This is a genomic window from Streptomyces thermovulgaris, from assembly GCF_002155915.1.
Lineage (GTDB): Bacteria > Actinomycetota > Actinomycetes > Streptomycetales > Streptomycetaceae > Streptomyces > Streptomyces thermovulgaris.
On record NZ_MUME01000226.1, the window covers coordinates 1 to 13,891 of the forward strand.

General features: G+C 74.1%; 13 protein-coding genes. 10 read left to right on the plus strand and 3 right to left on the minus strand.

Features of this window, described 5'->3' with window-relative positions; all coding sequences use genetic code 11:
- Together CCN35_RS18255 and CCN35_RS18260 are read left to right on the plus strand one after the other, a co-directional pair.
- On the plus strand, positions 1–1,330 hold a 1,330-nt coding region (locus CCN35_RS18255), incomplete at its 5' end, for an amidohydrolase (RefSeq protein WP_425444306.1).
- A 167-nt stretch (positions 1,331–1,497) separates the two neighbouring features.
- Positions 1,498–1,800: a DUF1540 domain-containing protein gene (locus tag CCN35_RS18260; protein WP_236561111.1), complete on the plus strand. Its 303-nt coding sequence runs from the start codon at positions 1,498–1,500 to the stop codon at positions 1,798–1,800.
- Positions 1,801–2,080: 280 nt separating this feature from the next.
- On the opposite strand, the gene CCN35_RS18265 is transcribed toward CCN35_RS18260, so the two are convergent.
- Complete coding sequence (locus CCN35_RS18265) at positions 2,081–3,601, minus strand: IucA/IucC family protein (protein WP_086793549.1); 1,521 nt, start codon at positions 3,599–3,601, stop codon at positions 2,081–2,083.
- A gap of 93 nt (positions 3,602–3,694) precedes the next feature.
- On the opposite strand from CCN35_RS18265, the gene CCN35_RS18270 reads away from it, so the two are divergent.
- From CCN35_RS18270 to CCN35_RS18310, 8 genes are all read left to right on the plus strand, one after another.
- Positions 3,695–5,242 carry an IucA/IucC family protein gene (locus CCN35_RS18270; RefSeq protein WP_245863254.1) on the plus strand — a complete coding sequence of 516 codons (1,548 nt, stop codon included), beginning with the start codon at positions 3,695–3,697 and terminating at the stop codon, positions 5,240–5,242.
- A gap of 9 nt (positions 5,243–5,251) precedes the next feature.
- Positions 5,252–6,517, plus strand: coding sequence for a VWA domain-containing protein (locus CCN35_RS18275; RefSeq protein WP_086793553.1), 1,266 nt, complete (start codon positions 5,252–5,254; stop codon positions 6,515–6,517).
- The gene (locus CCN35_RS18280; protein ID WP_086793560.1) at positions 6,517–7,323 is read left to right on the plus strand and encodes a hypothetical protein; all 807 of its coding nucleotides are present in this window, start codon (positions 6,517–6,519) and stop codon (positions 7,321–7,323) included. Before CCN35_RS18275 ends, CCN35_RS18280 begins: the two co-directional genes overlap by 1 nt.
- Before the next feature lie 248 nt (positions 7,324–7,571).
- On the plus strand, positions 7,572–8,975 hold the full coding sequence (locus CCN35_RS29585) for an ARPP-2 domain-containing protein (protein ID WP_245863256.1): 1,404 nt from the start codon (positions 7,572–7,574) through the stop codon (positions 8,973–8,975).
- A gap of 373 nt (positions 8,976–9,348) precedes the next feature.
- Positions 9,349–9,954: a histidine phosphatase family protein gene (locus CCN35_RS18295; protein ID WP_067398590.1), complete on the plus strand. Its 606-nt coding sequence runs from the start codon at positions 9,349–9,351 to the stop codon at positions 9,952–9,954.
- A 75-nt stretch (positions 9,955–10,029) separates the two neighbouring features.
- On the plus strand, positions 10,030–10,686 hold the full coding sequence (locus tag CCN35_RS18300; RefSeq protein WP_067398592.1) for a hypothetical protein: 657 nt from the start codon (positions 10,030–10,032) through the stop codon (positions 10,684–10,686).
- A gap of 72 nt (positions 10,687–10,758) precedes the next feature.
- Positions 10,759–11,181, plus strand: a complete 423-nt coding sequence (locus CCN35_RS18305; RefSeq protein ID WP_067398594.1) for an acyl-CoA thioesterase — start codon at positions 10,759–10,761, stop codon at positions 11,179–11,181.
- A gap of 152 nt (positions 11,182–11,333) precedes the next feature.
- Positions 11,334–11,939 (plus strand): 3'-5' exonuclease, encoded by a 606-nt coding sequence (locus tag CCN35_RS18310; RefSeq protein ID WP_067398596.1) that lies wholly within the window; start codon positions 11,334–11,336, stop codon positions 11,937–11,939.
- Positions 11,940–12,074: 135 nt separating this feature from the next.
- Here CCN35_RS18310 and CCN35_RS18315 read toward each other — a convergent pair whose 3' ends face one another.
- Both CCN35_RS18315 and CCN35_RS18320 read right to left on the minus strand, forming a co-directional pair.
- Complete coding sequence (locus CCN35_RS18315; protein WP_086793554.1) at positions 12,075–13,148, minus strand: alkene reductase; 1,074 nt, start codon at positions 13,146–13,148, stop codon at positions 12,075–12,077.
- 286 nt (positions 13,149–13,434) lie between these two features.
- Positions 13,435–13,891 (minus strand): shikimate kinase (locus tag CCN35_RS18320; RefSeq protein WP_086793556.1); only part of this gene is annotated, 457 nt, incomplete at its 5' end.

Consider the following 13,891-nt stretch of genomic DNA (forward strand, 5'->3'; position numbering starts at 1 on the left):
GGGCGGCCACGACACCCCGCCCCCGGCGTCGGCCGGTGCTCATGCCCCGTCCGCTACCGCGCCCAGCCCGCCGCCCCCGGACGCGAAGAACCTCCTCGTCCGCGCCGGGGACGTCCTGCGGCCCGCCCTCGCCCTCTACCTGGACCTGCACGCGCACCCGGAACCGTCCGGGCAGGAGGCCCGCACCGCCGACCGCTTCGGCCGGCGCCTGGAGGAGGCGGGCTGCGAGGTCACCCACGGGGTGGGCGGCCACGGCGTCGTCGGTGTGCTCCGCAACGGGGACGGGCCCCGTGTCTGGCTGCGGGCGGAGCTCGACGCGCTCCCGATGCGCGAGCAGACCGGGCTGCCGTACGCCAGCCGCACCGACGTCATGCACGCGTGCGGCCACGACCTGCACCTGGCCGCGGCGGCCGGTGCGGCGGAGCTGCTCGCCCGTCTGTCCGACCGGTGGCGGGGCACCCTGCTGGTGGTGGGGCAGCCGGCCGAGGAGACGCTCGACGGGGCCGAGGCCATGCTGCGCGACGGGCTGTACGAGCGGTTCGGCAGACCCGATGTCGTCCTCGCCCAGCACGCCGCGCCCCTGCCCTCCGGCACGGTCGCGCACGCACCGGCCGGAGCGCCGACGGCGGCGGCCGGCGCGGTGCTCGACGTGGTGCTGCACGGCCGGGGCGGTCACGCCGCCACCCCGCACCTGGCGGTGGACCCGGTCGTCACCGCGGCCGCCGTCGTCGCCCGGCTCCAGACCGTCGTCGCCCGTGAGACCGCGCCCGCCGACCAGGTGACACTGACCGTGGGCACACTGCGGGCCGGAACGGCCGCCAACGTCATACCGGACCGCGCCGAACTCGGCATCGGGGTGCGCGCCTCGAGCGAGGCGTCCCTCGACCGGGCACTGGCCGCCGTGCGCCGCATCGTCCTCGCCGAGAGCGCCGCCGCGGGCGCCCCGCGGGAACCCGAGGTGACCGTCGTCTCCCGCTCGGCCGTCCTGCGGTGCGACCCGCACGCCACCGACGCGGTACGGCGCGCCCACATCGGGCTCCTGGGAGCCGGGCGGGTCCTGTCCTGGCCGGGTTCGATGGCCACGGAGGACTTCCCGCTCTTCGGCGACGCCGGAGCCGGTGTCCACGGGCAGCACGGAGTCCCGCTGGTCTACTGGATGCTGGGCGTGGTGGGCGCGGACGCGTGGCGCCGGGCGACGGCCGGCGGCCCGGACGCCTCGCCGCCGCCCCCGAACCACTCCCCGCACTTCGCCCCCCACATCGGCAGCGCCCTGCGCCCCGCGATCGCCGCGCTGACGAGCGCGGCACTCGACCGGTTCGCCGCCGGGTGAGAAACCACTGGTCAGGGCGGTGGGCAGCGGGTGCGGGGCGTCCGACGTGCGGCGGCGGCCGAAGTCCCGGACAGTGGTCAGGAGGGAAGAAACCGCGCAGGCTCCCACCGGCGCAGAACCCGGCAGGTGCCCCGCCGCGGCAGACCGGGACGTGCAGGAGGACGCACATGTCAAGCGCACCCGTCATGCAGCTGCCCGTCATCAGCAACTGCGCGGCCGAGAGCTGTGCCTACAACACCAACCACACCTGTCACGCCGCCGCCATCACCGTCGGAGGCGAGCTGGGCGCCGCCTGCGAGACGTACACGAGCATGGACTTGCAGGGCGGCGAGCAGTCGGCCACCGGCCGGGTCGGCGCCTGCAAGATGGCCGACTGCCGGCACAACGTCGGTCTCGAGTGCCACGCACCGGCGATCACCGTCGGATACCGGCAGAACGAGGTCGACTGCCTCACCTACGCCCCGTCCTGACCGGATCCCCGCGCGACACGCGCGGCAGACGTCACCCGGATCCGGGGGGCGTACGGCCCTCGGCCCGGCAGGGACTCGCCCCGCGCCCTGACCGGGCCGGTTCGTTCTCCCCTCTCCCCTCTCCGCGCTTTTCACGGCGTGCGGACGCCGTGCGGCACGCCGCCGCGGGCGATCCCCCGTCCAAAGGAGTCCCTCCGAGGGCGTCCCCGGGCACACCCGGGCAGCGGACGCCCGGATGCCGGCCGCGCCCGGGCGAGCACCGGAGGCCGGCGCCCCGGGCTCAGCCGCCCGCCAGAGGGTTCGGCAGGGGCCGGTAGCGGGCGGCGGCGCCGTCGGCGCCCGTCCAGCGCAGCAGGAGGTTGGTCTTGCCGGGCAGGGTGGGCGAGGTGAGCAGGGCGGGGATCTCGGGCAGGTCGTGGCGGGCGAGCTCGCGGCGGACGGCGGGCCAGGGGTCCAGCTCCGGCCGGCGTTCGGCGAGGGCGGCGGCGATCTCGCCGAGGTGGTTGACGACCAGGCAGTACACCAGCCGTTCCCATCCGGCGGCCCGGGAGACGTCCGGCAGCAGCTTGACGCCCTCGGCGTCCCGGAACAGCGCCTGGACGGGAAGACCGGCGGCGTCCACGGCGACCAGGGAGTTCTGCAGGTGGGCCTCCAGGACGACGCCGTGCTGGGCGAAGACCTGGAGGGCCGGGGGCACGACCTGGCGCAGATACGCCTCCCACCACACCGTCAAGTCCGCCGGGCCGTCGAGCGGGTTGCCGTCGAAGCCCTCGGCGAGGGCCGCGGCGAGCAGCGGGGTCGCGCCGGGCAGGACGTGCCGGCCCAGCCCGTCGCGGACGACGACGGCCAGCTCCTCGAAGGCGAAGGCGGCGGTGCGGTAGCCGTGGTCGCTCAGCCAGGCCGCCGGTCCGCCCAGCGCGGCGAAGGCGTCGGTCACCGCCGTGTCCGTGCGGCGCAGCCTCAGCAGGTCGTGCCGCCACAGCCGGCGCACGTCGTTGGTGATGCGCACGTCCAGGCTGAACTTCAGGAACAGATCGGTCCCGTCCGCGCCGTCCGGTCCGGGGACGTGGACGGTGCGGACCGCCGCCGTGGGCCACACCTCGACGGCGGTCGTGCCGAGCCGCAGCAGCCGGCCGTCGGCGAAGGCGCCGGCGAGGTCGCGGCCGACCAGGTCGAGCTGCCAGGGGTGGGCGGGCAGCAGCCGGTAGCCGGGCGGGGCCTGGCCGAGGGTGTCCAGCGCCGAGGTGTCGCCCTCCTCGGCGACCAGGTCCTCGCGCACGGCGAGCAGCACCAGCGGAAAGCGGGCGTGCGCCTCGGGTGCGTACGGCAGCCAGGAGGCGACCGGGCCGCCGCCGCGCGCCTTGGGCGCCGGGTGGTACGGGTGGCCGGTGACGAGGGCCTGCTCGGAGCGGATGTACGGGTCGGCGGGCACCGGTGCCCGGTCGCGGGCGGCGAGCAGTGCCGCCACCGCCGCCCGGCTGTCGAGCATCTCGGCGGGCAGTTCGTCGTTGGACAGGCCCGTGTGCCGGCGCAGTTCCTCGGCCACGAGCTTGACCAGTTCGGTGTGCCCGATGCGGCGCCAGCCGTCCGGCGTGTACACCTCCGGTCCGGTGGGCCGCCGTCCGCCGGCGACCCGCAGCAGCCTGCCTCCGCCCGGCAGCCGGTACACCCGCCGTCCGTCCGGGTCCGGGTACGGTTGCGCCACCTCGCGGATCAGGCAGTTCAGCAGGGGGGCGGTCGCGTGGGCGTCGGCGCGCTCGGCGACGTCGTTCGGGGAGGGTGTGGGCTCCATGCGCTTCATCCGGTCCCTACGTCCGCGCGGTGCAGAGGCGATCAGTATGTCTGCCCGGTACGCGTTACCGTGACGCCTTTCCCGCAGCGGAGGAACCCGATCGTGGACCGTTTCCCGACCGCCGAGACCGCCGAGACCGAGGTCGCCGAGGAGCTGGCCGCCCTGCGTCCCGGTCTCGTCCCTTTGTACGAGGCGCATCTGGGTGGTGCGCGGGCCGCCGTGCTGACCCGGCTGTGGCGGGCTCTCGCCTTCGAGCCGCTGCCGTGGATCACCGGCCGGGAGCACGGCCGGGACGGGCTGGTCCTGCGGCTGGCCGACGGTCGCCGGCTGCAGGGCCCGCCGGCGGACCCGTACGCCACGGCCGCCTATGTCACGGCCGTGTCCCTGGACGGGACGGCCTACGACGATCCGGCGCGTCTGACGGCCGACCTCGCGGTGCCGCACGGCGGCTTCCTCGCCGCCGAGCTGGGGCACAGCGTGGCCTCGCTGGCGTTGTCGCGGGCCGGTCAGCCGGCCTCCGCCGGGACCTTGCCGCCCATGGAGGAGTGGCCGGCGGAGGACTGGGAGTGGGAGCAGAGGGTGGTCGACGGTCATCCCTTCCACCCCGCCTGCCGTTCCCGGCCGGGCTTCTCGGTGGCCGAGCAGCTGGCGTACGGGCCCGAGCACCGGCCGACGGTCGGGCTGGGGCTGCTGCCGGTGCGGGCGTCCGAGTGCCTGGTGCGCGGGGTGTGGCCCGAGGACCTGCGCGACGGCGGGCGGCTGCTGATGCCCGTGCACCCCTGGCAGGCGGCGCATGTGCTCGAACGGCGGTGCGAGGGCGGGGTGCTCGAGGCACGCCCGCTGATGTCCCTGCGCACCCTGGCCGTTCCCGGCGGGCCGCACGTCAAGACCTCGCTCACCGCCCGGCTGACGTCGTCGGTACGGGACATCTCGATGGGGTCGATCGCCGCGTCGGCGGCCCTGTCGGCGTTCGGCGAGGATCTGGCGGCCCGTTCGGACGGTCTGCTGCACATCACCCGCACGCTGGGCGCGGCCGGTGCGGGGTCCGCCGATCTGGCGGCGCTGTGGCGCGAGCCGCCGCAGGCGTACGCCGGGGCGGGGGAACACGTCCTGCCCGTGGCCGCGCTCCCCGCCACGGGTCTGCCCGACTCGCCCTCCTGGCTGGGCGACTTCGCCCGGCTGGCCCTCACCGTGTGCCTGCGTCTGCTGGAGTGGGGCGTGGCCCTGGAGGCGCACGGTCAGAACCTGCTCGTCGTGCTGTCCCGGTCGGGGGCTCCCCTGCGGCTCGTCTACCGGGACCTGGCCGACATCCGGGTGAGCCCCGCCCGGCTGGCCCGGCACGGCATCCCCGTACCGCAGGTGCCGGCCCGGATCGTCACCGACGACCCGGTCGCGCTGCGCCGCAAGCTGTTCGGCTCGCTGGTGGCGGGCGCGCTGGCCGGGACGGCCGGGTCGTGGACCGCGCTGCGGGCGGCGCTGGAGACGGCCGTACGGGACCTGCCGCGCACCCCGGACCTGACGGCGCTGTGCGTACAGCCGTTGCCGGCCAAGGCACTGACGCTGATGCGGCTGTCCCCCGGGACGCCCGGCGACCAGTGGACCGGGCTGCCCAATCCGCTCGTTTTGGCCCCCGGCGCATCCGGTCAATAGGATCCGCCGATGATCACAAGACAACGGCTGGCGGCGGGAGTTTGCGCTCTGCTCGCCGCCCTGACAGCAGGTTTGGCCTTCCCCGCGGGCGCGGTGGCCGACGAGACCGACGACCGCGACGCCCCGAAAGTCGAACTCGTCCTGGACGTCAGCGGTTCGATGCGCACCCGGGACATGGACGGCGAGTCGCGGATGGCCGCGGCCAAGCAGGCGTTCAACGAGGTGCTCGACGCGACCCCGAAGGAGGTCCGGCTCGGCATCCGCACCCTGGGGGCCAACTACCCCGGCGACGACCGGAAGGAGGGCTGCAAGGACACCGAACTGCTCTATCCCGTCGGTCCGCTGGACCGCACCGAGGCCAAGGCGGCGGTGGCGACGCTGACCCCGACCGGCTGGACCCCGATCGGGCCGGCGCTGCTGAAGGCGGCCGACGACCTCGAGGGCGGCGACGGTCTGCGCCGGATCGTCCTGATCACCGACGGCGAGGACACCTGTCAGCCGCTGGACCCGTGCGAGGTGGCCCGTGAGATCGCGGCCAAGGGCATCGGCCTGACCATCGACACCCTCGGTCTGGTGCCGGACGCCAAGACCCGCGACCAGCTCATCTGCATCGCGGAGGCGACCGGCGGCACCTACACCTCCGTACGGCACAAGGAGGAACTCAGCAACCGCGTCGGCCAGTTGGTGGACCGGGCCGCCGACCCGGTGGTGACGCCGGTGGCCGTGAAGGGCGCGACCGAGTGCGCCGATGCGCCGACGCTGAAGTCCGGTCTCTACACCGACCGTCAGGGCTTCGGACAGCAGCGCTGGTACCGGGTGGACGTCGACCCCGGCCAGGAGCTGCGGGCCTCGGTGAGCGTGGCCGCCGACCGGGCCGTCGCCCCCGGCTACGGGCTGCTGGTGCGCGCCGTGACCAAGAGCGGACGGGAGATCGTGCGCGGTGAGGCGGCGGGCAACGGCCGTACGGACGTGATCTCCACGGGTCTGCGCTATCCGAAGCCCGAGAGCGACGAGGAGGACGCACCGGCCGAGACGGTGTGCCTGCAGGTCGTCCACTCCTTCTCGCCGGCCGCCGGGGTGAAGACCACTCCGGGTCTGCCGCTGGAGCTGACCGTCGACGTGGTGGACGGTCCGGGCACGTCGCGCGACGTGGCCTCCTTCGGCCTCGGGCGCGGCTGGTGGCTGCTGGGCGCGCTGGTGCTGACCGGCTTCCTCGCGGGTCTGCTGTGGGGCTGGCTGTCGCGCTGGCGGATCGCGGTCTGGAGGACGAACTGATGCGTATCACACGGGTACTGGGCACGGCCCTGCTGGCGCTCGGGCTGGCCGCGGGTCCCGCGGCGGCCGACTCCTCGCCGTCCGCGAGTCCGTCGGACGACGCGCCCACCGAGGCGGGCACGTCGTTCCGCACGGCGACGGAGATCGAGCAGGGGCAGCGTGCCACCGCCACCGGATCCACCGGTGACTACCTGTACTGGTCGTTCGCCGCGGACGCCGGGCAGCGCCCCACCGTCAGGGCGAAGGTGAAGCTGCCCGAGTCGCACGCCTCGCAGACCTGGCAGATCGACGTCTACGACGGACTGCGGCGCCGCCAGGCCTGCCAGTACGGCGCCCAGACGCGCACCGTCACGCAGGGCGCGTCCTTCGTGGAGCTGGCCTGTGTGCTGCGCACGGTCCGTGCCTGGTCGGAGCCATGGGCCAACGACCCGCTGCCGGGCACGTACTACATCCGGCTCACGGCGGTCGGCCTGCCGGTGTCCGACCTGGGTCTGCCGATCGATGCCGAAGTGCGGGTCGACTCCAAGGACATCGGCGGTGCGGCGGCGGTCGACGGTTCGCTCGCGCAGCCGCTGACGCCGGGGATCGCGGTCACGTCCGGGAAGCCGGACGGGGACGACGAGGACGGGAAGAAGCCGGCCGTCCTGTCGGGCATCGAGCCGGACGGCGGCTGGTCCTCCGGCTGGTGGTCCGACCGCTGGGTGTGGACCGGTGCGGGCGGTGTCCTGGCCGCGCTGGCGGGCATAGGCGGCTACGCCCTGACCCGCGGCTCGGGCCGTCCGTCCCGGGTGCCGCCGGGCGTCTGACGGCGTATACGGGCCCCGCCCCGCTCCTCGGGGCGGGGCCCGCCGTGCGTCCGCACGTCCGCGCAGGTCCATGTGTTCGTGCGCCTGTGCGTCCGTGTGTCGCGCATCCGCACATCCGCATGTCCGCATGTCCGAAAGTTGTTCGAATCCATGGCCGGCTCCGTGCTGCCGTCCCGGGGCCGGCCGCGGGACTCCGGTGCGACTTCCGGACCATGCCTCTGAAGCACTGACTCGCAGTTCGTGCCCCCATTCCCCGGCCGGCTCCAGCAGGGGCCACCGCGGAGCAGCGCCGACGCGAGGGCCGTCTGATCGCCGCGCGGCTGGCCCTGCTGCCTCCGCAGCGCGTCTGCGGTCTCTTCCGCGCGCTGCGCCGCTCCCGGGTGAACAACCGCCGCACCCGCGCCCTGCTGCGCGCCTGGCTGTCCACCCGGCCCGATCCGGCCCTCGACGCCGTCAAGTACCGCAACGACCTCAAAGAGGCGCTGCGGCACACGCATCTGACGCCCGGCGACGAGGAGCTCGGCGCCTTCCTCTTCGCCCCGCACTGCCGCGCCCGCTACGACACGCCGGTCCTGGAGGCCTGGCGGCGTGCGCACCACGAGCAGGAGGCGCTCTACGAGCTGCCGTACACCGTCGCCGAGGGCTTCGCGGCGAAGCACGGCATTCCGCGCGACGTGTTCCTGGAGCGCATCGCCCCTCGGCTGACGCGCCTGGAGACGCTGCGGCTCCAGGAGACCGCCGAGTGGCACGGTCCCGCGGCGGCGCGGGCGGTGACGGCCGCACGGCTGCACGTCCAGCGCCGGACGGTGCGCCGGGAGGCCGCGCACCGGCTGTGTTTCCTGCCGCTCCACCTGGCCCTGGAGGGCTGTCTCTCCCCGCACTTCGGCGGCCCCGCCGTCGCGTGGGAGCAGTGGTCGCGGCGGGCCCTGCGCCAGGGGCTCTTCCCTCGCGTCGAGGCCGCCTGGCTGGGCGCGGACGTCCCCGGACTGGCCGACGCGCTGCGCGTCTTCGAGATCCACCCGGGGCAGTGCGGGGTCCTGGTCCACCTGGCCGACGCACCGGCCGCGGCGTTCGTGGTGCCGCACCCGGAGGGCTACCGGGTCCTGCACCCGCCCCTGCTGCAGGACCTCCACGGCGACCTGGTGCACCACTACGCGACGCTGATGCCGCCCGTGCCGGACTTCCGGTCCCGCATCGACGACACACGGATCCGGTCGCTCGCCGATCTGCGGAAGGCCGCGCGGGAGCAGGTCGCGCGGTGGGCGGACTTCCACGACACGACCATGGTGTCCGGGCTGCTGGAGCAGGAGCGCACCTGGCAGTGGGTGCAGCGCATGGGCCGCTTCACGCTCTTCCGTTTCCTGCCGCCGTTCCGCCTCCGGCAGGACAACCACATCGGCGAAGCGATCGCCGACGAGCACGGCCGGACCGTCTGCCTCAAGACCTTCCGGCTCTCGGAGAACCAGGTGCGCCGCGGGCATCTGCTCAGCCGTCTCGCCGCCCACGACTGGCACCTCGCCGACACCGCCGCCGCGCTCGGCACGACCGAGGCCCGGCTCGGCCTCCGCCTGGAGGCGGCCGGCTTCGGTCACCTGCTCCGGCAGGACGTGCTGGACCACTACCGCGGCCAGACGCGGGCCGGGCATCGCTGACCTGGCGCCGTGGGGGACGTCTTCCTCGCCGGTACCGGCGGTCGGCCGCTCGTCCGCGCTTTCGTCCCCCTCCGGCCGCCCACTCGGCGGCCCGCCCTGCCGGAGGGCCGTCCCGCACCGCACGGTCTCGGTGCAACGTGCACGGGCCCCGGCTCGCCCTCGGCGCCCAGGAGCGGGCCGCCTTCGTGTCGTACGCGGCCGGTCACTGACACGGACCACATGTCCGCGCCCGGTTCCGCACCGGGCGCGGGTTCCGGCCCCTGCCGGTCAGGGCGCGGGCGCCCTTCCCGCCCCCCGAACGGACGAGTCCGTTCCCCGTGTCCCGGCACGGTGTGTGACACCGTGGTGACGAATGCCGCGGAAAGGGCACGACGTGAGTGATCTTTTGCTGGTCCGGCACGGGGAGACCGAGTGGTCGCGGTCCGGGCGGCACACCGGGTGGACCGATGTGCCGCTGACCGAGCACGGCCGGGAGGAGGCACGGCGGCTGGCGCCCTTGATCCGGGAGCACCGGATCGGGGTGGCGTTCGTCAGCCCGTTGCGGCGGGCGCGGGAGACGGCCGAGCTGATCGGGGTCCGCGACGCCCGGGTCGACGCCGATCTGCGGGAGTGGGACTACGGCGCCTACGAGGGCGTCACGACGCCCGAGATCCAGCGCACCCGGCCCGGCTGGTTCCTGTTCACCGACGGGGTGGAGCCGGGGCCGCCGGAGCATCCCGGGGAGACCGTGGAGCAGGTCGGGGAGCGGGCCGACCGGATGCTGGCCAAGGCGGACGCCGCGTCCGCCGATGCCGAGGGCGCCGTGCTGCTGGTGGCGCACGGGCACATTCTGCGGGTGCTCACGGCCCGCCGCCTCGGACTGGCCCCGTCGGCGGGGGCGCTGTTCCAGCTGGCCACGGGGACGCTGTGCCGGCTGGGCACCGAGCACGGGCGGCCGGTGGTCACGGCGTGGAACGTCCGGCCGGCGCCCCCGCCGTGAGCGGCTCCGGCTCGCTGTCGGACCCGGCCCGTACCCTGCGAGGGGGCTGATCGACGACTCGGGGAGGGGCACGCCGTGACACGACCGCCGACCGCCGCGCAGCGCCGCCTCATCGAGGCCGCCGACCCCGTGACCGGGCGGCTCAAGGGGACGCAGGCGCAGCTCACGGCGCTGGTGAAGCGGGGGCTCGCCTTCCGGCACCCGCGCCCGCCGCACGACCACTTCCTGACCCCGGCGGGGCACCGGATACGCAGGGGCGAGGAGACGCCCGAAGCCCCCGCGCCCCGGAAGGCGGCCGAGGCCCCCGCCTCCAAGGACACCTCCTCGGACAGCGGCGTGTTCTCCGCTCGCGTCGGCGGGGAGAAGGAGACGTACGACCGCTCCGCGCGGATGCGCGAGGTGCGCAGCGCCTGGCAGGGGCTGCTGGAACTGCGCCGGATGACCAACCCGGACGGCGCCACCGACCGGCCGTGCGGCTGGGAGCGGACGCACCTGGTGCGGGCGGCCGCGCTCGCCCTCGAGGCGGCGGGGCAGCAGCCGGAAGGGCCGGGCACGGACGGCTACCGGGTGCGGGCGACCCCGCAGCCGGAGGCGGTCGCCGTGTACGGGCCGGACCGCGCGGCGCTGCGGGCGTACGCGACCGTTCTGGAGCGGGCGGGCTGGCAGGCCGGGGAGCACACGGAGCCGCGGACGAGAATCCGGTACCTGCTGGCGTCGCCGCGCAGGGTGTGAGGCAGTGTGGAGGCTGCAGGAAGCAGGGCCGTGGCAGTGGCCCGAGCGAGTGAACGCCGAGAAGAGGATGCCGTGAGCGAGCCGTTTTCCGTCCGGGTGACCGTCCGCGGGTACGAGACCGATGTGCAGGGACACCTCAACCAGGCCGTGTACCTGAACTACGCGGAGCACGCCCGCTGGTCGTTGCTGCAGGCGGCCGGGATCCGCCAGAAGGACCTGCTCGCCCGGGGTGTGGGGCCGGTGGCGCTGGAGACGACCATCCAGTACCGGCGGGAGCTGCTGGCCGGTGACGAGGTCGATGTGACCTGCGCCTTCGAGTGGGGCGAGGGGAAGACGTTCCGGATCCGGCAGACCATACGCAAGACCGACGGCACCGTGGCGGCCGAGCTCACCGGGGTCGGCGGGCTGATGGACCTCACGAAGCGGAAGCTGGTCGCGAACCCCGCGGAGCACTTCAAGGAGCTGGCCTCGGACCCCGGCCTGTTCGGTCTCTGACCCGGACGGCCGGGCGGCGGTCGTGCCGCACTCCGGGGGCGGCGGGTCGTGCCGTGCTCCCGGGGGCTGCGGCCGACGGTGCGCGATCACCAGGAACGATCACCGGGAATCCGGTCGCGCGCCGTCCCGGCCACCTGCGATGCTGCGGCCCCATGGCCAGACGACGCAGCAAGCCCAGCCTCTACATCTCCGTCGACATCGAGGCCGACGGTCCGATTCCCGGCCCGTACTCCCTGCTGAGCCTCGGCGCCGCGGTCGCCGGGGTGCAGGACACCGACGGTTTCACGGCCGTCGACCCCGAGCAGCACACCTTCTACCGCGAACTTCGGCCCATCAGCGAGGAGTTCGTGCCCGAGGCGCTGGCCGTGAGCGGACTCGACCGGGAGCGGCTGAGCCGGCAGGGCGCCGAACCGGCCGTCGCCATGGCCGAGTTCACCGACTGGGTGCGGGAGGTCAGTGCGGGTGCGCAACCGGTGATGTGCGGCTACCCGGCCCCGTACGACTGGACGTTCCTGTACTGGTACTTGATCCGCTTCACCGGCTCGAGCCCCTTCGGGCACTCGGGCTGCATGGACATGAAGACGCTGTACGCGACGAAGGCCGAGGTGCCGTTGCGGGCGGTGGCGAAGGGCACGATGCCCCGCCACCTGCTCTCCGGGCGCCGGCACACCCACCACGCCCTGGACGACGCCATCGAACAGGCCGACCTGTTCGCCCGTCTCATGACCTGGCCGGGGCCGTCCGACCAGTACCGGTAGCAGTACCGGTACCACTACCGGCACCGGCACTGACACGGCCCCCATGGCTGCCGGCTCCGCGCGGTGTTCCTGGCCGCACGCCGGCCTGACCCCGGCGTGCGGGTGCCCGGTGAGGGCACCCGCACCGTGGTGGTGTCAGCCGAGGGTGGGGTAGTCGGTGTAGCCGCGGTGGTCGCCCCCGTAGTAGGTGGCACGGTCCGGGGTGTTGAAGGGGCCGCCCGCGGCGAGGCGGGCGGGAAGGTCGGGGTTGGCCAGGAAGAGGGCGCCGTAGGCGATCAGGTCGGCGGTGCCGTCCTCGATCAGCTTCAGGGCGTCGGGGCCGGTGGGCTCCGCCCCGGTGGAGGGGTTGAGGACGAAGGTGCTCGGCCACGCCTTGCGCAGACGCACCCCCAGGTCGCGCATCTCGGCTGCCTCCATGTGGTGCAGGTAGACCAGACCCAGCGGGGCGAGGGCCTCCACGAGCATCGTGTAGGTGGCCTCCATGTCCGCCCGGTCGCTCTCGTCGATGTCGTTGACCGGGTTGCCGGGCGAGATGCGGAAGCCGACCTTGTCGCCGCCGATGGCCTCGACCACCCTCTGCGCGGTCTCGACGGCGAAACGGATCCTCCGCTCGGGGCTGCCGCCCCAGGCGTCGGTGCGCCGGTTGGCGTTCGGGGCGAGGAACTGGTGGATCAGATAGCCGTTCGCACCGTGCAGTTCCACACCGTCGAAGCCGGCCTCCACGGCGTTGCGCGCGGCGGTGACGAAGTCCGCGATCGTCTCCTCGATCTCCTCCTCGGTCAGTTCGTGCGGTGTGACGAAGTCCTGCGGTCCCTCGTGCGTGTACACCTGCCCCGCGGCCCTGACCGCGGAAGGACCGGCGGGCGTGAGACCCGTGATGCTCGGGTGACCGATCCGTCCGGTGTGCAGCACCTGGAGGAAGATCTTGCCGCCCTCGGCGTGCACGGCGTCGGTGACCTTGCGCCAGGCCGCGACCTGCTCGGCGGAATGGATGCCGGGGGTGTCCGGATAGCCCTGGCCGATGACCGACGGCTGGGTGCCCTCGGTGATGATCAGTCCGGCACTCGCACGCTGCGCGTAGTAGACGGCCATCAGATCGGTGGGGCTCTGCCCGGGGCCGTAGGCACGGCTGCGGGTCATGGGAGCCATCACGATGCGGTTGGCCAGCCGGATGCCGCCGAGGTCGTAGGGCTCGAAGGGTGTGCTCATGATCGGGTTCCTTTCGGATCGGTTACGCGGAACTGCGTGATGCCGTTGTTCGCTCGAGCAGGGACATGCGCACCACCCGTTCCCGCCGGAGCACGGCCTGCCATTTCTTCCGGAAACGGCATGGAACTGCCGCCGAGAACTCGGCCGGCAGAAGAGGAAAGCGGCGGGTGTTCGCGGCGTCGTCGCCCAGGTCGGTTGCTCTTCGGGTGAGTTGATGACCGATCAGCACCTGGTGGGGTTCGCCGCACTGCGGTGCCGTCGACGCGGATCCGGAGGGATGCCTTGCTCATGCTTCCCCCAGTCCCAGTGCTTCCAGGGCGGCTTGGGCGACTTCCTCGGGGGTGCGCCGATCGGTGGCGACCTGGACCGTGGCCACCTCCTCGTACAGAGGCCGGCGGGCCTGCATCAGCTCCCGCCACTGCTTGCGCGGATTGACCGCCAGCAACGGCCGGGCCGCTCCCAGCCCGGTACGCCGCGCGGCCTCGTCCACCTCCATGGACAGATAGACCACCCGGCACCCGGCCAGCCGCGCCCGGGTGCCCGCGTCCAGGACCGCCCCGCCGCCCAGGGCCAGCACCCCGGCGTGCTCGTCCAGCGCACGGGCCACCGCCGCCTTCTCCAGCGCCCGGAAGGTCTCCTCGCCGTCGGTGACGAAGATGTCGCTGATGCTGCGCCCCTGCGCCGCGACGATGTCGTCGTCGGTGTCCCGGAAGGCCACCCCCAGCCGGTCGGCCAGCAGCCGG

Excerpts from the sequence above, each read along its gene's own strand:
- CCN35_RS18260 (WP_236561111.1), top strand. The coding sequence starts at position 1,498 with ATGTCAAGCGCACCCGTCATGCAGCTGCCCGTCATCAGCAACTGCGCG.
- CCN35_RS18265 (WP_086793549.1), bottom strand. The coding sequence starts at position 3,601 with ATGAAGCGCATGGAGCCCACACCCTCCCCGAACGACGTCGCCGAGCGC.
- CCN35_RS18275 (WP_086793553.1), top strand. The coding sequence starts at position 5,252 with ATGATCACAAGACAACGGCTGGCGGCGGGAGTTTGCGCTCTGCTCGCC.
- CCN35_RS18280 (WP_086793560.1), top strand. The coding sequence starts at position 6,517 with ATGCGTATCACACGGGTACTGGGCACGGCCCTGCTGGCGCTCGGGCTG.
- CCN35_RS18310 (WP_067398596.1), top strand. The coding sequence starts at position 11,334 with ATGGCCAGACGACGCAGCAAGCCCAGCCTCTACATCTCCGTCGACATC.
- CCN35_RS18315 (WP_086793554.1), bottom strand. The coding sequence starts at position 13,148 with ATGAGCACACCCTTCGAGCCCTACGACCTCGGCGGCATCCGGCTGGCC.